The organism is Paenibacillus lacisediminis, assembly GCF_046567315.2.
On the sequence record NZ_JBKIAX020000004.1, the window covers coordinates 258,995 to 278,390 of the forward strand.

At 57.3% G+C, this 19,396-nt stretch carries 13 protein-coding genes; 1 reads left to right on the plus strand and 12 read right to left on the minus strand.

Annotation, left to right across the window (positions count from 1 at the left end; genetic code table 11):
* Positions 1 to 2: 2 nt before the first annotated feature.
* Complete coding sequence (locus ACLD72_RS09975) at positions 3 to 635, minus strand: YigZ family protein (RefSeq protein WP_411003918.1); 633 nt, start codon at positions 633 to 635, stop codon at positions 3 to 5.
* A gap of 112 nt (positions 636 to 747) precedes the next feature.
* Positions 748 to 2,103: a glucose-6-phosphate isomerase gene (locus ACLD72_RS09980; protein WP_411003920.1), complete on the minus strand. Its 1,356-nt coding sequence runs from the start codon at positions 2,101 to 2,103 to the stop codon at positions 748 to 750.
* Positions 2,104 to 2,335: 232 nt separating this feature from the next.
* Between ACLD72_RS09980 and ACLD72_RS09985 the strand changes: the two genes are divergently transcribed.
* Complete coding sequence (locus ACLD72_RS09985; RefSeq protein WP_411003922.1) at positions 2,336 to 3,232, plus strand: NAD(P)-dependent oxidoreductase; 897 nt, start codon at positions 2,336 to 2,338, stop codon at positions 3,230 to 3,232.
* A 92-nt stretch (positions 3,233 to 3,324) separates the two neighbouring features.
* On the opposite strand, the gene ppnP is transcribed toward ACLD72_RS09985, so the two are convergent.
* The 10 genes from ppnP to ACLD72_RS10035 form a co-directional block, all read right to left on the minus strand.
* On the minus strand, positions 3,325 to 3,639 hold the full coding sequence (ppnP, locus tag ACLD72_RS09990) for a pyrimidine/purine nucleoside phosphorylase (protein WP_036625106.1): 315 nt from the start codon (positions 3,637 to 3,639) through the stop codon (positions 3,325 to 3,327).
* A 32-nt stretch (positions 3,640 to 3,671) separates the two neighbouring features.
* On the minus strand, positions 3,672 to 5,699 hold the full coding sequence (gene tkt, locus ACLD72_RS09995; RefSeq protein WP_411003923.1) for a transketolase: 2,028 nt from the start codon (positions 5,697 to 5,699) through the stop codon (positions 3,672 to 3,674).
* Positions 5,700 to 6,385: 686 nt separating this feature from the next.
* Positions 6,386 to 9,340 carry a VWA domain-containing protein gene (locus tag ACLD72_RS10000; protein WP_458475733.1) on the minus strand — a complete coding sequence of 985 codons (2,955 nt, stop codon included), beginning with the start codon at positions 9,338 to 9,340 and terminating at the stop codon, positions 6,386 to 6,388.
* Entirely contained in the window at positions 9,324 to 11,333 is a 2,010-nt protein-coding gene (locus ACLD72_RS10005) for a vWA domain-containing protein (RefSeq protein WP_458475734.1), read from the minus strand. Before ACLD72_RS10005 ends, ACLD72_RS10000 begins: the two co-directional genes overlap by 17 nt.
* Positions 11,334 to 11,438: 105 nt before the next feature.
* Positions 11,439 to 12,371 (minus strand): DUF58 domain-containing protein, encoded by a 933-nt coding sequence (locus tag ACLD72_RS10010; protein ID WP_410997372.1) that lies wholly within the window; start codon positions 12,369 to 12,371, stop codon positions 11,439 to 11,441.
* A complete protein-coding gene (locus ACLD72_RS10015; protein WP_410997370.1) occupies positions 12,368 to 13,357 on the minus strand; it encodes an AAA family ATPase in 990 nt (329 codons plus the stop codon). Before ACLD72_RS10015 ends, ACLD72_RS10010 begins: the two co-directional genes overlap by 4 nt.
* Before the next feature lie 28 nt (positions 13,358 to 13,385).
* On the minus strand, positions 13,386 to 15,023 hold the full coding sequence (locus tag ACLD72_RS10020) for a phage tail tape measure protein (RefSeq protein ID WP_458475735.1): 1,638 nt from the start codon (positions 15,021 to 15,023) through the stop codon (positions 13,386 to 13,388).
* 80 nt (positions 15,024 to 15,103) lie between these two features.
* Positions 15,104 to 16,039, minus strand: a complete 936-nt coding sequence (locus ACLD72_RS10025) for an ABC transporter permease (protein ID WP_410997365.1) — start codon at positions 16,037 to 16,039, stop codon at positions 15,104 to 15,106.
* The gene (locus ACLD72_RS10030) at positions 16,026 to 16,964 is read right to left on the minus strand and encodes an ABC transporter ATP-binding protein (protein ID WP_251590415.1); all 939 of its coding nucleotides are present in this window, start codon (positions 16,962 to 16,964) and stop codon (positions 16,026 to 16,028) included. The genes ACLD72_RS10025 and ACLD72_RS10030 overlap by 14 nt, the downstream gene beginning before the upstream one ends.
* Positions 16,961 to 19,342, minus strand: a complete 2,382-nt coding sequence (locus ACLD72_RS10035) for a DUF7408 domain-containing protein (RefSeq protein WP_410997363.1) — start codon at positions 19,340 to 19,342, stop codon at positions 16,961 to 16,963. Before ACLD72_RS10035 ends, ACLD72_RS10030 begins: the two co-directional genes overlap by 4 nt.
* Positions 19,343 to 19,396: the final 54 nt, after the last annotated feature.

A 19,396-nucleotide genomic window follows, 5' to 3' on the forward strand; every position in this document is an offset into this window, starting at 1 on the left:
CGTTATTCCCCTTCGATAAAGTAAACCTGGTCACCTTCCGTCATCAGCGCCTGCCCCCCCGTCAGATCCGTCATCCAAGCGATGAAGGCCTGCGCTTCATGGTGAAGCGGCAGACAGCAGAGTGTCACCTTATCCGCAAACACCGTGTCCCCCGTACGGATTCCGCGGTTTCGCAGTTCATTTTCCACCTTGCCCAGCCAAGTATATTCCAGTTCCACAAACACTTCCTGGTGCAGCACCCGGGTAATGGCTTCCCCCGCTTCGATCGCCGCAACCGCCCCGTCCGTATAGGCGCGGATGAGACCACCGGCCCCCAGCATGATTCCCCCAAAATACCGGGTAACGACGATGGCGACATTTTTGAGGCCCTGATTTTTGATAACCTCCAAAATCGGCTTTCCGGCAGTGCCGCTTGGCTCTCCGTCATCCGACTGCTTTTGGATTTCATCGCGCTCGCCGATCATATAAGCGGAACAATTATGCGTGGCGTTCCAATGCTTTTTTTTGATTTCCTCAATAAAAGCAATCGCTTCATCTTCCGTTGCCGCTGGCATGACGTGTCCGATAAACCTCGATTTCTTGATGACGATTTCTTTCTCGCCGGCTCCTCGAACCGTCTTATACCGTTCCAACATATGAATCCATCCTTATGAATGTGCCAAGAAGCAGCCCGGCCGAAACGTGCGGCGAACTGCTTCCTGGCGCTGTATCTTTCCTTCGAAAAGGGAGCCTGCTTCCAAAAGGCCGTTATTCGGAAAGTCTTGCTTCCAATGCGGCCTTCTCCTTTTCGTATCCCGGTTTGCCGAGAAGCGCAAACATGTTTTTCTTGTAGGCTTCAACGCCCGGCTGGTCAAACGGATTGACGCCCAGCAGGTAACCGCTGATGCCGCAAGCTTTTTCAAAGAAGTAAACAAGGTAGCCGAAGGAATACGGCGTCAAATCCGGCACGTTGACGACCAGGTTCGGAACCTGTCCGTCCGTATGCGCGAGCAAGGTGCCTTGGAACGCCTTCTTGTTCACGAAGTCGAGCGTTTTGCCGGCCAGGAAATTCAGCCCGTCCAAGTCGGCCGGATCGGATTCGATCGTGATGTGGCTTGGCACTTCCGTCACCTGAATAACCGTCTCGAAAATGTTCCGGTTGCCTTCCTGGATAAACTGCCCCATGGAGTGCAGGTCCGTGGAGAAATCGACCGATGCCGGGAAGATCCCTTTATAGTCTTTGCCTTCGCTTTCGCCGTACAGCTGCTTCCACCATTCCGACACATAGTGCAGGGAAGGCTCGTAGTTCACGAGAATTTCCGTCACTTTGCCTTTGCGGTACAAGGCGTTGCGGACGGCCGCGTACTGGTAGCTGGCGTTCTCGGCCAGGTTCGGGTTGCTGAACTCTTTCGCCGCGTCGGCCGCGCCTTGCATCATTTCGTCGATGCTGATGCCGGCGGTGGCGATCGGCAGCAGGCCAACGGCCGTCAGCACGGAATAACGTCCGCCTACATCGTCCGGGATCACGAACGTTTCATAACCTTCCTCGTCGGAAAGCTTCTTAAGAGCACCTTTGGCCCGGTCGGTCGTCGCGTAAATCCGTTTGCGCGCTTCTTCCTTGCCGTATTTCTTCTCCAGGGCGGCGCGGAAAATCCGGAACGCGATCGCCGGTTCCGTCGTCGTTCCCGATTTGGAGATGACGTTGACGGAGAAGTCTTTGCCGTCGATCAGGTCAAGCAGGTGATTCACGTAAGTCGAGCTGATGTTGTTGCCGGCAAAATAAATTTCCGGCGATTTGCGCTTGTCCTTCGGCAAAATATTGTAGAACGAATGGGACAGCGATTCGATCGCCGCGCGCGCGCCCAGGTAAGAACCGCCGATGCCGATGACGATCAGCACATCGGAATCGCTTTGGATTTTCGCCGCCGCCTTCTTGATGCGTGCGAACTCTTCCTTATCGTATTCAGTCGGGAGGTTGATCCAGCCCAGAAAGTCGGACCCTGCCCCCGTACCTTTATGTAACTGCTCATGAGCCGTGCGGACCTGCTCGGTAAAATAATCCACTTCATGCTGCCCGACAAATTGCAGGGCTTTGCTGTAGTCAAAGGTTACTTTTTTCGACATGTTTGAAAATACCTCCGTCTATTTATTTAACCCACTTGCCTATCCTAAGAGGCAACATTCAAAAGCTGAGGCGAGATCATTTAAACGTCTTGACCTGAACTTTCCTCTCATACAACTTAAACCTAGGATACTGTAAATTTCTAGCGAAGACAAGGGCACATTATACAGGTTTTAGGCCCTCTATGCTAAAATAATTAAATGCTGTTCAATTTTTGTTGAAAGGTGACCGTTTATGAAAAAAATCGGATTTATCGGACTGGGCACAATGGGTGCTCCAATGGCCTTCAACCTGCTGAAGCAGGGTTATGAGGTTACCGTCTACAACCGCACTGCGTCCAAAGCCGCAGCCTTAACCGAACAAGGCGCCGCTGTAGCCGCTTCGCCGAAAGAGGCCGCTGCCGCCGCCGATATCGTAATCACGATGGTCAGCAACGACGCCTCCATCGCCGCCGTTTACGAAGGGCCTGACGGCGTGCTTGCCGGCCTGCGCCCCGGGACTAAAGTCATCGACTGCTCCACGATCTCGCCCGCGCTCGTAAAGCAGCTGGCGCAGCAAGTTTCCGCGCTGGGCGGGGCATTTCTCGACGCGCCGGTCACCGGCAGTTCGCCGGCCGCCATCACCGGCACGCTCGTCTTTATGGTCGGCGGACCGGCCGATACGCTGGCCGAGGTTATGGACATCTTTGAGACGATGGGCAAAAAAGTGCTGCACATGGGCGAAAACGGCAGCGGCGCGGTAGCCAAGCTGGCCCATAACACCATCGTCGGCATCAACAACTTGGCGCTCGCCGAAGGCTTCGCCATTGCCGCCAAATCCGGTCTGCCCGCCAACCTGTTCCTGGATCTGGTGCAGCTTGGTTCCGCGGGCAGCAAAGCGGCGGAGCTGAAGGGCCAGAAAATCATCGAACACGATTTTTCCAACCAGTTCTCCCTGGCGCTGATGCTCAAGGACCTGAAACTCGCCTCCGCGCTGACCGACGGCTCGGGTATCCCCGCGCCGATGCTGAATCAGGCGAAAAGCCTGTTCCAGGCGGGAGAAACGCAAGGCTTCGGCGAAGAGGACCTCTCCTCCGTCGTGAAGCTCTACGAAGCCTGGATCGGCCAAAAAATCGGCGATAAAACGGTGTAACGCTCTCAAAAGATTTGTAAAAAGGCAGGTTCAGCGCCATAACGCTGTAACCTGCCTTTTATTTGCTTTTTGCGGCATGCGCGCACCCGCCGCTAGACGTACGAGCAGCAGTAATCCGTAACGCTCCGCACTTCCAGCTTGAAGGAAGATTTGGCGGGAACGGTAAACGTTCCGCGGCCGCTGATTTCTCTCCATAACGTTTCGCCCGGAAGCAGAACCTTCAGGTCCCCGGACAAAATATCCATCACTTCCAGCGAATCCGTTCCGAACTCGTATTCCCCGGGGAGCATGATCCCCAGCGTCAATTTGCTGCCGTCCTGAAGCCATACGGTCCGGCTGGTCACTTTGCCGTCAAAATAAATATTGGCGTTCTTCTCCACGGTAACATTTTGCAATTGCTGCGCCACGTTCCCCTCTCCCTTCGCGACCCGGCCGCCGATTATTTGTTCAATTGCGCTTTCACGTGCTTCACAACGTTTTCAACAGTAAAGCCGTATTCGGCGATGACTTTATCGCCAGGAGCGGAAGCGCCGAATTTATCGATGCCAATCACGGTTCCGCTTTCGCCGGCGTAACGTTCCCATCCGAACGGATGCGCCATTTCCACGGCAACGCGGGCTTTGACGCCCGGCAGGATGACGGAGTCTTTGTACGCCTGATCCTGCTTGTCGAACAGATCCCAGCTCGGCAGGCTGATCACGCGAACGTGAATGCCTTCTTCGGCCAGCGCGCCCTGCGCTTTAACCGCCAGCTGTACTTCGGAACCCGTCGCGATGATTTGCGCCACCGGTTTGCCGTCCTTGGCCTCGGAAACGACGTAGCCGCCGCGTTTTACGCCTTCGCGCGCCTGCTCTGCCGTGTTCTCGAGAATCGGCAGATTTTGGCGGGTCAACACCAGCGCTACCGGGTTCGCTTTGTTCTCAGCCGCATAAGCCCAGGCTGCGGAAGTTTCGTTGCCGTCGGCAGGACGAATGACCGTCAGACCCGGAATGATGCGCAGGGAAGCGAGCTGTTCGATCGGTTCATGCGTTGGGCCGTCTTCGCCGACCGCGATGCTGTCATGCGTCAGCACGTAAGTCACCGGCAGCTTCATCAAGGCCGATAAACGCACCGCCGGACGCAGGTAGTCGGTAAATACGAAGAACGTGCCGCCGAATACTTTCAGGCCGCCGTGCAGCGTAATCCCGTTCATGGCTGCGGCCATGCCGAATTCGCGTACGCCGAAGTACAGGTTGCGGCCGTCGCGGGTTTCCGGCGTGTACATGGCAAGGTCGTTCAAATGTGTCATCGTCGAGCTTTCCAGGTCGGCGGAGCCGCCAAGCAGCTGCGGAACATTAGGCGCCAGACCGTTCAGCGCGTTGCCGGAAGCGACGCGGGTCGATACCGCCTTATCCGATGTGCTGTATTTCGGCAGCTTCGCATCCCAGCCGGCCGGCAGATCACCGGCTACCGCGCGTTCGAACTGAGCGGCAAGCTCCGGATGCTGGGCTTTATATTTGGCAAACGTTTCTTCCCATGCTTTATAAGCGGCGATGCCCCGTTCCTTAACTTTGGCAAAATGCTCGCGCACTTCTTCAGGAACATAGAAATCTTCTTCATAAACCCATTTGTAGAACTCTTTCGTCAGTTTGGCTTCTTCCGCACCCAGCGGAGAACCGTGCGTGCCGCCGTGGCCGCCTTTGCCCTGCTTGTTCGGGCTGCCGTAGCCGATGACCGTTTTCACTTCGATCAGTGTCGGGCGCTCCGCATCGCGTTTGGCTTCTTCGATTGCCGCTTCGATTGCGGCCAGATCGTTGCCGTCCTTAACGAGCAGCGTTTGCCAGCCGTAAGCATCGAAGCGCTGTCTTACGTTCTCCGAGAAGCTCAGGTTCAGCTTGCCGTCGAGCGAAATATCGTTGGAATCGTACAGGAAAATCAATTTGCCCAGCTTCAAATGACCGGCAAGGGAAGCCGCTTCGCTGGCCACGCCTTCCATCAGGTCGCCGTCGCCGCAAATGCCGTAAGTATAGTGGTCGACGACTTTCAGATCGCCTTTATTGTAAGTCGCCGCAAGCTGCGTTTCCGCCAATGCCATGCCGACGGCCATCGCCAAACCTTGGCCCAGCGGTCCCGTCGTGGCGTCTACGCCTGGAGTATGTCCGAATTCCGGGTGGCCCGGCGTTTTGCTGCCCCATTGACGGAATTGCTTGATTTCTTCCATCGGCAGGTTATACCCGCACAGGTGCAGCAGGCTGTAAAGCAGCATCGAGCCATGGCCGGCGGACAAAACAAAACGGTCCCGGTTAATCCAGGTCGGCTCGTCCGGGTTATGGTTCATCGTTTTGGCAAACAGCTGGTAGCCCATCGGCGCGGACCCCATCGGCATGCCGGGATGGCCGGATTTCGCCTTTTCGATCGCGTCGATTGCCAGCGTCCGAATCGTCGTAATCGACAAATTATCAATCTTATTGTTCTCTAAACTTGGCATTCATTTTCCTCCTTAATCATCAAAAGATCCTTGAAAACCATGAAAACTTAACTCTGCGATTACAAAACATTCAAATTGAAAAAATCATTTTGACTTTATTTATTGTATCATCATTTGTAACTCATTGCCATATCATTATTCCCAAGGTATTACCTCGAAATTACTTTGTAATCATTTTTGCGCTCAGTTCCTTTTGCCGGGCAGCAGCCCGGACAATTATGCCCGTCACCATTAAATAAATAAAAAAAATGCCCCTTTAGAGAAAAGGACCGTTTATACGGGCCTATTACTTGAAGGAGCTAAATTTGTAATCCTTGTTAAGGAGATACACTCCTAAAAACATCGATAGATTGATGAAAGTAAAGATCGTCTTTCCCAATTCTTTTCAGTAAAACTCGATAACTAAGAAATGTTCTAACGGTTGTGAGTGACGCTAATACGGCAAAATTAAGGGGTTTTCCATTCTAACGGTTATGAGAAGGCTAATTCAGCCTTTTCTCGTCGGTTTCGGGCTTTTTTCTTGTAAATAAGCTCCGTCACAACCGTTAGAAATGGAACCCTAGACTTTTTGACCAAATAAGCACGCTCACAACCGTTAGCGTAGACCATCCTCGGATGGACTCTCCAATCCCAGCCAAGCGCAACCGAGTCCACTTATTTGTGTTGCGTTACTCAAAAGGGAGAGACTACCGTCTGCTTCGCCGCTTGGCCTCCAGCAGACGGCCAAGCGGCGAAGCCCCCGGCCCGCTGTCCTGCGGCGGGCCGGGGGGCGCCGAACCGGCTCCCTCCCGCGGGGGAGCCGGCGCTTCGGCCCGCGGCGCCTCACTCGCGGGCCCCTGGCCCCCGCCCGCCCCGCTGCGCGGAGGGCGGGCCGGCGGTGCGGGCGCCACTGGCGCCCTGTCGGCGGCGTTCTCGCCGACATCGCCGCCACGGCGGGCGCCTGCCCCGCCGTAGAACGCGGCCGCACGCGACTTGCGCGCCGCGAGCCGGGCCAGCCCGGTGTCCGCCTCCGCGGACGCGCCGGACGCGGCCCTGTCCACCGCGCCGCCCGGCGCACGGCGGCGCCAAGGCATGGCGGCGCGCACCAGCGCCGCCGCCATGCGGCCCCACGGCAGCGCAAGGCGGCGGATCGCGATGTCCGCGAGCCACAACAGCAGCGCTGCCGTCAGCAGCGGCCGCTGCAGATCATGCGGCGACGGGTAAGGCTTGGCCGCAAATTGAAAGGCCGCTTCGGGTTTGTTCCAATCCAGCACGCGCCCCCCCGTGCTGTCCGCGATCTTCCGCAGCGTGTCCGGCGGTTCGTCGCCCGGCACCCGGTACTCCGGAGAATAAGGGATGACAAAACCGGTCCCTGTCCCTCCATCCACCTTTTCCCCTTCACTTTTGCCCTGCAGATGAACGAGGAACGAACCGGGCTCATCGGCTAGCATCGTTCCCCGGTAGACCCCCGGCGAGGTTTGGGCTAGCGGCACCCGCTCTTCCCGCAGATTTTCACCGCTGATCACTGCTTCAAGCTCCTCCGGAGGAGCTTCATCCTCGGCGGTGACCTCAAACTGAACCTCATTTCCGCGTATCATCGTGTTTACCTCAAAAGGAGACACTGAAAACTGCGGAAACGTCCATTTCACCATTTCTGTGAACAGACCGGCATAGGACGGCCAATTTACCCAATCCCGCGACCATTTTCCGGTCAGATCGCTGGTCCAGGCCACGCTTCGGCCGGAGCCGTACTGCCATCTAACCAGCAGCGGGTCCGGCTCGGGACTGGACAGCACCGTTTGGGCCGTCACTTTAGGCGTTGCAGCCACATAACCGTAAATTTTCGGCACCCCGCCCGCAAACCATTTTCCCCAATCCCCCGGCGACACCAGGGCCGGCACAAACGGCTTGTCCACAATGTACGTCCGGGCGACCATGGCGGCCTCCCGGCTAAAGATCGCCGGCAGTGTCGTGGCATCCGTTACCGGATAATACCGGCCTTTGGCCTCCTGAGCCAGTGACTGCAGCAACGCCGCGTCTGCGTCTTCCCCGACCGCAACTGTGGAGAGCGTGATTTTGGAGCTATTCATCGTTTCGAGCAGCGCGCCGTATCCCGAAGTCACGGCCGACTGCCCGTCGGTCAGTAAAATCAAGTGCTTGCGCTGCGCCTGGACATCCAGCATCTTGTTCAGCGCTCCTTCGACGGCCGGGTAAATGTTTGTCCCGCCTCCGCTCGGAATGCCGTTAATTTGCGCCAGCACATTTTTCTTATCGCCCAGCTTCTGCGGTTCGACCACCCACCAGGGCTGGTCGTCGAAAGCAACGACGCCGACCGTATCCTGTGGACGCAGCAGCTCGACCGTGCGCTGCGCCGCCTCCTTGGCCAGCTTCAATTTGTCCCCATCCATGCTTCCCGACCGGTCGATCACGAGAATCAGACCGAGGGAAGGGATTTGCCGCTTGCCTTCCAGCTCCATCGATACCGGCAGCAACTGCTCGATCGGCGTTTTGAAATAACCGCCCATCCCATAGCTGTCTTCTCCGCCGACCATCACAAACCCGATGCCAAAGGAGCGGACTGCCTGCTCGATCAACTCCATCGTCTTTCCGCCAATCCGCTCGGCGGACACATTGTTAAAGACGATGCTGTCATAGCCGGCATACTTGGTCAAATCCGCAGGCAGCATCCCCGGATCGATCACGGAGTAATCGACCAGACCGGATTTCAAGGCGTTTTCCAGATTGGCTGACGTCCCGCGCTTTCCCTCCACGATCAGCACCTTCGGACTTCCGGCGACCCGGGTAAACGCATAGTTCGCGTTGTTGGCAGACTGTTCGTCACCGTCCGCGAAAATCTCCGCCCGATAACGGTGCATCCCCTGCTTTTGCGCCAAACCCTGCAGCGTGAAGCGGTTGTCCCCGCGCTCCAGTGTCACTTTGTGCCGGCCGATCTCGCGGTTGTCCTCATATAAGCCAAGCTCGGCGCTGCCCGAGAACGTGCTGCGAATCAGTACTTCAAAGGCAAACGATTCCGCCTGATACAATTTCCCGGGCACCTGAAACTCCTCTACGGATGCATCCTTCCGCTCTTTGACGGGAACGGACAGCACATCGACGGCAATCCCCCGCTCCTTTAGCAGGTTGGCCGCCTTTAGCGCATCGCCTACGTTTTCTTCGCCATCGGAAATCAAAATGATCCTTTGGTTACCCCGCCCCCCGAACAAACCTCCGGATAGTTCCAGACCATGCTCCAGGTTGGTAAAATCGGAATGAACTTTCGCCTTCAGGCTATCTTCGGAGACGGATTGCGTATCCAGACTTTTGTCCACCGCGGCGTTCAGCCCGGCAACTACGATGCCTACGCGGTCTCCCGCTGCTTTTCCTTCCCCGGCCCGTCCAATCCAATCGCGAACGTTCCCCGTCTCCGGCATGCTGGCGGACCGATCCGTCAAAATCACGACTTCCTTGTCCTTCACCAAAGTGTACGTCTGGACGCCGGCCAGCAGCGCTGCCAGCAAAACCAGGATCGCCGCACGCAAGCCAACCGCCAGCTTCCGGCGTACGCCGCTTAATCTAAAGTCGGAGCGATAGGCGTAGACCACGCCGGCCGCCAGCGGCAGCAGGAGCAGCAGAAACCAGGGATGATCAAATCGAACGCCCACGCTGATACACCCCCCATTCCGCCAAAATCACTAGCAAAGCCAGCAGAGCCGCCAGCGGCACGAGCGATTGCCGCGATTGCGGCGGCGAAGCGCTCGAAGGCTTGCTATGCTCAGCGTCTTTGGAACCATCGGCGCCCTCACGTCCATGGCTGTCCGCAGGTGTCGCCGAATCTCCGGAAAGTCCAATCGGAAACAGCTGCCCTCCTCCGGGAATGCCCGATTCCGCAGGATCGGCCGCAACCTCAAGCTGATATGCTGCCAGCTTCTCACCGTCAGTTCCTTGCATCTCAAAGCGCCATAATCCCGGAATTCCCGGGGAAGTCTGCCGGGAGGCCACGCGGCCCATCTTGCGCGCTGCGGGAAGCTTCGCCGCGCCGGATCGCAAAGCATAACCGTCAACAGGAACCCAGGTGGCCTGCTCCGCCTCCGCAGGGACGGGAATATCGATCCCGGTTCCCGCCGTCAAGCGGCCGAGCCCGGCCGCTTGACCGGATTGCAGCCATTTTACGGCATTGCTCACCAGAATCGGAAATTCCGGGCGCAGCGGCAAATCGCTGTCTTCAAGCGCAAACAGAAACGCCAGCCTTTTCCGCCCGGCTTCCGTCCCGGCATACGCCGCCGGCTGTCCGCCGATCTCCAAAATCGGTTTCCCCCATGCCGGAATCTCCTGATCGAGAAGCTCGCCCGTTGGCGGAGTCGTGAACGATAAATAACGGGTAACCGGGTGATTGACCGACTTCACTTCCCCGCTGGCCAAAGCCGCTTTTTTTCCCTCGCCTCCCCAGGTCCACAACGGCGTTTGACCAAGCAGCGCAGCCCACGGCCCCTCCTGCAGAAACGCGGGAGACACGCCATCGATCACGATCAGATCCGGCTTATTCCCGGGCAAAGCCGGCCGCTCCACCGCTACGTCTTCATCCGTTCCGGCCGGGACCGTATTCATCCGGGTAACGCGGCCGCCAGACAACTGCAGCGCCTTCTCCAGAAACAAATTCCCGGGAGAGATGAACAGGATGTCCGGCACATCCCCACTCTCGAGAAAAGCAAAGGCTTCGTTGTCGGGCGCATAGTCGTCCTCGGGGCTTAAGCGGAGCCGATATACGTCTGCCGAAGGCAATTCATCGAACGGAACCTGCAGGCTTTTTCCGCCTTCCACGGTAATTTGCTTGGAGGCGAGCAGTTTCCCGTCGCCAAACAAATCCAGATTGGCCTGGATGGAGTCATCCCGGTAATTCCGCACCATAGCCGTACCCGCAACCATGTCTTGGAGACCGCCGCCATCCTTTACCCCGAATTGCTCAACGGCCGCGTTGGCTTCCGCTGCTTCGTCCACGGCTACAATCTCAATCGGTACGCCGCCCGACTCAAGATCATCGGTACGTTCGGCCCAGCGGCCATCCGTATATACGATGACGCTCGCTTCCGGATCGTCCCGCGTTAAGGCTTCCGCAAGCGACAAAGTCTCGCGGTATGCCGCTTGCCCGTAATCGGGCGCAAGCCCGTCGACCGCCCGGTTCAGCACGCTACGGTCCCGTTCCCGGGACAGCAGCACCACCGGCTCGCGGCCCAATCTCACCAAAGTGATTTCCGCCCCCGTTCCCAAAGCGTTAATGCGCGACCGCAATTGTTCCTTTGCCCGGTCCAGGCGAGAGCCCGATTTGTTCTCCGCCTCTCCGCCGCCCCAAGCTGCGCTCATGCTGGCTGACGTGTCGACGACGATGACCACATGCCCGGTACGGCTGCCGGAGGTCCACACGAAAGGCTGCATCAGCGCAAATACAAGCAAAGCGGCGGCGAGCAGTTGCAGCCAGAGCAGCAACCGGTTCTGGAGCTTCTGCCACGGACGATTGGCTTCGATGTTGCGCAGCACACGATTCCATAGCAAATGGCTGGGCACGACCGTATCGATATATTTTCGCTTGAACAGATACATCAGTACGATCGCCGGAATTGTAAGGCCAAACCACAACCCCGACCAATCCAATACCCCCATGACTTCATCCCCCCACGTCGATGATCAAACATACGCAACAAATCACGAGCGGCGTCCCGGATCATTGATGAGACAAAAAGAGTCCGCGACCTTAGTCCGTTCCCGCTACTTCCCCCCGGTCGTCCCCGCCTTGCCCATCATTTTCACAATCCCTTGCTCAAGCGGCACATCGGTTGGGGCAAGCACATAACGAATCCCGCGCCTGCCACAAAAGCGGCCGATTTCCTTGATGTACTCATCCAGCGCGCGCCCGTACTTGTCCAGGATTTTGCCGGTTATAGCGACCTCTTTGCCGGTGCCCAGTTCGCTGTCAAGCAGCCGCAAATCCCCGCTGAGCGCAGGACGAAGCTCCGCTTCCGACAGCACATGAACGAGTACGATCTCCTGGCCGGCGGCCTGAAAAAAAGCCAGCGTCTCCGCAAGTCCCTCGACCCCGCTTTCCAGCCACAAATCCGAAAAAATCCAGCTCATTCCCGGCTGTCTGGGGAGCGCTCCCGGCTGCCGCAGCGCCCCGGCCAAATCTCCCGGCCCGGCCGGCCCTGTCTCCTGCAGGAACGAGAATAGCCTGACAGCCGAAGCCTTTCCCCGCAGCGGCGGCAGCTTGCCCTTGATCTCATCCGAAAAAACGGCACCCTGAACCACATCGTCGCCGGCCAGCGCCATATAACCGACGGAAGCGGCCAACTGCTTAGCGTATAGCAGCTTATTCTCCGGCGCTTGCCCGGTTTCGGCGCGCCGCTCCGAACCGCCGCTGAAATCCATCGATGCGGAAATATCTACATACAGGTTGATGCGCAGCTCCTGCTCATCCCAATACTGACGGACAAAAGGGCGGCCCGTACGGGAATAGACGCTCCAGTCAAAGCGCCTGATATCGTCTCCGGGCGCGTATTCACGATAATCGGCAAATTCGAGGGAGCTTCCGAAACGGCTGGAGCGCCGTTTGCCTTGCAGCGTTCCCCGGATTCTCCTTCGGGAGGCGATCGACAACCGTTCCAACCGGGGAAGCAGAGATGGAGGCAAGAGGGAAGAAGTCATTGCGCTCCCTCCAGCGCCGCCAAAATGTCCTCAATGATCCGATCCGTCGACACACCCGCCGCCTGCCCTTCGAAATTCAGAAACAACCGGTGCCGCAAGGCCGGCACGGCAACCGCCTTAATATCTCCGGTTGATACGTGCATGCGCCCTTTGGAAATCGCCCTTACCTTGGCGATCGAAACCATCGCCTGAATGCCGCGCGGCCCCGAGCCGAAACGGACGTAACTGCGCACCGATTCAGGCGCGTCCCGCTCCTCGGGGTGTGTCATCATCAGCAAGCGCACCCCGTACTCCAGCACTTCATCTGCCAGCAGCACTTCTTTGGCGGCCTGGCGGATTTCCAACAATTGCTGCGCCGAAGCGATTGTTTCCGCCTTGGGCTGATCGGCCGCCGTCGTCCTTCTGACGATCTCCATCAATTCCTTGGGAGACGGATTACCCACATGAATTTTCAACATAAACCGGTCTAGCTGGGCTTCCGGGAGGGGATAAGTTCCTTCATTCTCCAGCGGATTTTGCGTCGCCAGCACAAAAAAAGGCTGCGGCAGCCGCCGCGTCTCCCCGCCTACCGTCACCGTCTGCTCCTGCATCGCCTCCAGCATGGCGCTCTGGGTTTTCGGCGTCGCCCGGTTGATCTCGTCGGCCAGCACAATGCTGCTGAACACCGGGCCGGACTGGAATACCGTATCGGTCGCGCCCTGCGGTCCGAACCGAATCACATTCGTGCCGGTGATATCGCTCGGCATTAAATCCGGCGTAAACTGAATCCGCGAAAAGGACAGGTCCAGGCAATCGGCAATCGTGCGCACCAGCATCGTTTTGCCAAGTCCCGGAATCCCCTCCAAAAGCGCATGCCCTCCCGCAAAAACACACCACAGGATCTGTTCCACGACCTCCTGCTGCCCTACGATTACGCGCGAAATTTGCTCCCGCACGGCCGCGACCGTTTCGCTCAACAATTCCAACCGGGCTTTTACATCCTCCATCGTCTCTCCTCCTTATACGCTCCTACGCTTACGACCCCGGATCGATTTCGGTAAAATAGTTCTCCACCAGGCTCTGCAGGCTTTGCGGTAAATCGCCGCGCTTTAGCGACTCCTTGGCTTCGGCCGCATAATCGGTGTAAACCTCTTCATACGGACGGCTAACCCCGTCAAATACAGGGGAGCTGCCCCCTTTCTGGACGCTGCCGCCCGTTGCCGGTCCACCGTCTTGCTGGACGTTGCCGCTGCCAGCCAGGTCGCGCGGCGTTGTCACCAACGCTCGGCCTCCGTTGCCGAGTCCAGCCCCATTTCCGCCGCCCTGGCCTTGTCCTGCACCGCCGCCACCGGTACCGCTGCCCGAACCCGGGCCTGAGCCCGAACCGGCTCCTGCACCTGAGCCCGAACCGGCAGCGCCTCCCGCCCCGGGACCTTGGCCTGCTCCGGGCCCGGCACCTGCGGCCAACTGTTCGGCGCTGCCGCCCATGCTCCACGTGTCCGATACGGCCAGCCCCGATGCTTGCATATTTTCCGCCAAGTCGAGCCCCTGCTCGGCAAGGGCCGAGGCCAGCTCAGCCGCGGCATCCGCCTGCCCGGACGATGCCTCCGCCGCTTGCATGTTTTGCAGCATAGCCTCGTTTAAGTTCGCCAGCGCTTGATCCGTGGATAGCTTCTGACCTTCATTCACCGCAGCGGCGGCTTTTTTCAGAGCATCCGCCAGTTCCTTCGCCCGCTCGTCATTAGGCGGCGCTGCTTCGGCGATCCGCTTCAGCTTATCGGCAAGCTCATCCCGTTCCTGTTGCGTCAAACCGGACAGTTGTTTGCGAAAGGCCTCCACTTGCTTGGTCAATTCCGCCGTACTTTTGTTCCTTAAAGCGTTGGCCAGCTCGCCCGCCAGCGGATGAGCGTCCCACCGCTTGAGCCACTCCGTCCTTGCCTGCTGCTGGAGCTCCAGTTTTTCGGACATTTCCCTCAGCCGCTTCATCGTTTCCTCCACGTTTTTCAGCGCCTCTCCCGGCTCCCGGCTCTTCTCCAGCGCCCGGCGTAGCTCGCTCATCTCTTTAGCAAGGGCATCCTTCGCCTTCACGTCCAGTTTAAGGCGATCCAGTTCGGTAATCTGCCCGTTCGTCTCCTCCTTCTGCGCATTAACCCATCCACGCTCCTCTCGCGCCTGGGCGACCCGCTGATCCAGCGGATTCGGCAGGGTAGCCAGAAGCAGGGAAGCCAGAAGGCAAAGTGCGGCGGGAATCCGCCATACGCGGCGGCGCGGCAGCGGCAGACGTTTCTTGATGTCCCGCACATAGGCCGCACCGTATTCTTCGGCCTGCTCCCGCTCAAGCTGCGCCGGAAACGTCTGCAGGTTCGCGTAGGCCAGCGCCGTCGTCATCAGGTCCAGCCGCTCTTGCCCAGCCTCGGGACGATCCATCGTCTGCGCCGCCAAAATAACGGATACCCGGCGGAGCCGTCCCCACACCCATCCTCCGGCAGTGCACAAAACGAGGAAAACTCCGGCCCCGATTTTTCCGTATTCAAGCGGCCACAGCCTCCCCGCCGCAAGCCAGATAAGAGCGGCCGCCAAACCGGTCAGCAGGCCGTATCTCAGCCCGTCCAGCCCCCGAAACCACCGTATGCGGCGGCGCACAACATCAAGCTGACGATAGATTGTCTCCACGCGCCAGTTCCCTCCGTTTCGCGTTTATTTTTGTACTACGGCGTTCATGACCGATGATCCCGTCCTCTCGACCTTGCCGTCTACTCTTCCGTCTTGGTCATCGTCCCCAGTTCAGTTGTCTCGATCGTACGGCCTTTAAGTCTTCTTCTCACCGGGCGAACATAACGGATGGCCAGCCACAGAAACAGCACGATCAATGGGCTGTAAACCCCCAGAAATTGCTGCCACAGTTCGATCGGCGCGCCGGTCTGCATATTGCCTCCCTGGACCAGAAACACGGTTTCGGAAAAAGATGGCTCGAACAGGCTGATCAGCGCTCCCGCGGGATTTAACCCAAGGATGAAGCCTACCCACGAATAGGAATGTGAAGGCCCCCCCGAACTATAGTAACTCGCCCGCTCGATCCCCATCGCGATGATATAGGCAATGCCCGTCATCAGAAAAATAATCAAGCCTGTACCATAGGTCATGATGACCGATACGATCGTTTTTTTGAACAAAGTGGAATAAAACACCCCGATCGAACCCAATAGCAGCATGACAAACAGATAAAACAAAAAGACGAGCATCAGTTGCTTTGGCGACAGTCCCCCGTATAAAAAAACGATGCTGTACACCGGCAAAGTAGCCAGAATAACGAGCGTCATGAAGCTCAAAGAAGACAAGAGCTTGCTCAAAATAATCGTTGCCGAGCTCTGCTGCGTGGTAAGCAGCATGTTCAGCGTCTGCTTCTCCCGTTCGCCGCTGATCACCCCGGCTGTCAAGGCGGGGGTCATGAAAGCGATCAGCACCAGTTGACCGATGCTGAGCACGTAAAAGATGATCCGGCTTACGCCGGGATCCAACCGTCCGCCGGCGCTAAGCTCGTTAGAAGTCGTCATATAAATGATGGCCATCGCCAGCAGCCCCGTCACCAGAATATAGGCAAACACGATAAACGCCGAACGGGGCGTCCGCATACGGAGACGAAACTCTTTGTCCAGCACGGGGTTGATCAGCCTTCTACGCCAGTTCATCGCTTGCCCCTCCTTTGGTAATCTCCAAAAATACATCCTCCAGATTGGTCTGCGCTTCGTTAAAGGACAGCACCTGGAACCCCGAAGAGATCATGCCGGCCAGCAGTTGCGCCTGCTCCGCGTCCCCGCCTCCGAAATGAACATGCACGCCTGCTTCGTCCTGCAGCACCTCGCTGACATGCATCTCATCCTGAAGCAGCGTGGCCAATTCATCGGCCCGGTCGAGCACGCGGATATGCAGCACTCTTTTGACGCGCAGACGATTCTGTATTTCCGCCACCTTGCCCTGAGCGATCAGCCTGCCCCGCTCGATCACGCCGATTTCGTCGACCATCTCGGCCAGCTCCGGCAAAATATGCGAGGAAATAATGATTGTTTTGCCCATCAGCTTCAATTCCTTCAAAATCTCGCGCATTTCAATCCGCGCCCTGGGGTCAAGCCCGGAGGCCGGTTCGTCCAAAATAAGCACATCAGGATCATGCACAAGGCAGCGGGCCAGGCAGAGGCGCTGCTTCATCCCGCGCGACAGGCTGTCCACGTATGCGTCTTTTTTGTCGCTCAGGTTCACCAGCTCCAGCAGCTGCGGAATCAAGGCGTTGCGCTCAGCGCGGGGAATTCCGTAGCTGGCCCCGTAAAAGTGCAGATACTCCGTCGTTTTGAACTGATCGTACACCCCGAAGAAATCCGGCATATATCCAATTCTTTTCCGCACTTCCTGCGGTTGTTCGGTAACTTCGAAACCGCCTACTTTGGCCGTACCTGACGTTGGCAGCAGAAGCGTGGCCAAAATCGACATCGTCGTCGTTTTCCCGGCCCCGTTCGGACCGACAAACCCGAACACCGTTCCTTTGGCGATGGACAGGTTTACCGACTTCAGCGCCTCGAAGCTGCCGTAGGTTTTTGTCAGATTATTGATCTCGATCATTCACTGTACCTCCCTTGCAGGGAAAGCTCCGGTATATCAAAGCTTGTCCATTCCTCGGCCGTGATGCGGATTCGCAAAGTAGTTCCATTTTGCAAATATGGATTGGTCCGATCCGTAAACTTAACCTCGCCGTTTTTCCAACTCAACTCTTGCCAAGCGTTTTTGTCCTCGTTCCAAATCGCCGCTGTCGTCCTGGTCCCCTTATCCTGCTGACGAATGGCCATCGACAGCTGCGAGTAGGCTAGATTCGGGTCCAGCGGCAACCGATACTCGATCTGCATTTCTCCGGGAGACATATTGACTCTGCCGCTGCCTTCCTCGCCCCATTCGCTTGAAGTTACATTCAAAACCCGTCCTGCCGCAAAACCGTACGGCAAATACATTTCCCCATTCCTACCGAGATCCGGTTCAAACGGCTGCACCCACATGTTCAACTGATCGGATTTTAAGCTCTTTCCGTTCACCTTGTAATCGCTTAGCTGCTCTTTGCTCCAAGCAATAAACAAATACTTGTCCTGTTCAAAAAGAACGTTCAAATAGCTGTTCACAAGTCCTCTTTGCCGCTCCAGCAGCATATTGTCCCGCCGGGTGCTGCTGCCGCTGTAAGGGAATAAACTCCCCCCGAAATCACCATAGGAAACCGTCATCGAACCGGACGCAATCGGAACGGATTGCTGCTTCGGCAGTTCTCCCAACTGAAACACATTTTTGCCCACAATCAGTGCGGCGTCGCTCAAATCCGTATCCGTGCGGTTCGTTATCGTGCCTTGCAGCCTGCCTTGTCCGTCAAATCGGGCTTCGACGCTGACCGCTCCGAATTCTCTGTCTTCCGGCTGATCCATCCACAGCTTGACAAAGGAACGGTGGGTCATGTCCTTAAGCTTCACCGTCGTACGATCTGACTGCACCCGGATGGACTGCCGGTTCGGCTCCTGAATCTGTCCGCCAGCGAGCAGACCGTCCTCCCGCTTCACCGACACATACGTGCCGGCAGGCAATTCGACATTGTAATCTCCGCCTCTCGGGACGAACAGAGCCGAGGCCGTCGTTCGTTCGGCCCCTCCTTTCCCGTCCAGTTCCATAATATTGAAGGTATGTGTCTGAACCGACGACCCTTCGGAGGTCCCGGCCATATAAATGCCGCCGCTCGCCGCAACGGCAATGAGCGGAATCAGCGCCCAGGCCCACTCCCGCTTGTCCAGCTTTTTAAGTATGTAATAAAGTAAAGGCGCAACGAGCACCGCATAACCCAACAGCAGCCATATTAATAGTGAGAAAGGCGGTAGGGTCACGGACGGAAAATAATCAAGCAGGCCGTCGATTCCCGAAAACAGTTCGCCTTTACTGCCTTCCGGCTTGCCGGTGCCGCTCGTTAGATCAAGCTGCAGGACCGAAGACCAGACCTCGGGATGTCCGCTCCAGGCATTAAGCGGCTCCATAGCAACATCATAAGCCGCATAAATGACCTTGCCTTGCCCCACGGACCAAGACGCGATGAGCGGCTCGGAATCAAACTGTGCGATGGCCGCGGCCCCTTCCTTCAGCTTGGCCGCGGAAACGGGGAACGGATGATCCAGGGAGAGCTTCTTACCGCCCAGTTTCTCAAGCTCGGGCAGCGCGGATACATTCGTATTGCCGGTGTAATCAACCGGAGACAGATCCTCAAAGCCTTTCGCGCTTTTGGGATAACCGGCTCCACCGCTGAGGACGAGCGTGCCGCCCTTATGAACCCAGGAACGAATGGCCCTGGTCCGCCCCTCTCCAAGCGTATCGGTGGAGTAATCGTTAATAAGCAGCACATCCAGCGAAGACAATAGCGTACCGTCCTCGGGCACCTGCTCTTTGGCTAAAGGAATAACGGTCACGTTTCCGCCCGAACCGTTAAGCGTTCTTAGGAAGTTCAGGCTGTCCGGGTCGGAGGCCAGGGCCCCGACCAGCGTTCCGTTCTTGGGGATCGTCTCCAAATAGGAGCTGCCCGCAGCAAACCGGATCATTTTTCCCGATTCCGCCGCTCCCTCGTAAAAACGTATCGAATTGTTATTTTTGTCGAAACGGTTTCCAAGCACCGCAAAGGTTACTTTTTTCGACGAGCCGGCTGGCAAATCTACCGCCTGTACCTGGGTTGCGCTCCCCCCGGTATACGGAATCTGCGCCCCAACAACCAGTTCCCCGCTTATGTCGGCACTACTCGTAAGGGTAATGGTAAGCGGGTTCCATTCGCCCAGCTTGACATTACCGTTAAATCCAAGTTCGCTCTCTATCGTGATGGACGGCTCGTCCGCCGCTCGGGCCGGCTGCGGAACCGCAAAAACGATCCCCGCCAGCAGCGCCGCACAGAGCGCAATTAGCGATACGATCCGTTTTACTTGAAACAACACCTGACACTCTCCTCCCCAATGATCGATTAAATTTGGAAACTATCGTCTTTTATA

Coding starts and splice junctions, on each gene's coding strand:
- ACLD72_RS10005 (WP_458475734.1), bottom strand. CDS start 11,333: ATGGGGGTATTGGATTGGTCGGGGTTGTGGTTTGGCCTTACAATTCCG.
- tkt (WP_411003923.1), bottom strand. CDS start 5,699: ATGCCAAGTTTAGAGAACAATAAGATTGATAATTTGTCGATTACGACG.
- ACLD72_RS09975 (WP_411003918.1), bottom strand. CDS start 635: ATGTTGGAACGGTATAAGACGGTTCGAGGAGCCGGCGAGAAAGAAATC.
- ACLD72_RS10025 (WP_410997365.1), bottom strand. CDS start 16,039: ATGAACTGGCGTAGAAGGCTGATCAACCCCGTGCTGGACAAAGAGTTT.
- ACLD72_RS09980 (WP_411003920.1), bottom strand. CDS start 2,103: ATGTCGAAAAAAGTAACCTTTGACTACAGCAAAGCCCTGCAATTTGTC.
- ACLD72_RS10015 (WP_410997370.1), bottom strand. CDS start 13,357: ATGGAGGATGTAAAAGCCCGGTTGGAATTGTTGAGCGAAACGGTCGCG.
- ACLD72_RS09985 (WP_411003922.1), top strand. CDS start 2,336: ATGAAAAAAATCGGATTTATCGGACTGGGCACAATGGGTGCTCCAATG.
- ACLD72_RS10030 (WP_251590415.1), bottom strand. CDS start 16,964: ATGATCGAGATCAATAATCTGACAAAAACCTACGGCAGCTTCGAGGCG.
- ACLD72_RS10010 (WP_410997372.1), bottom strand. CDS start 12,371: ATGACTTCTTCCCTCTTGCCTCCATCTCTGCTTCCCCGGTTGGAACGG.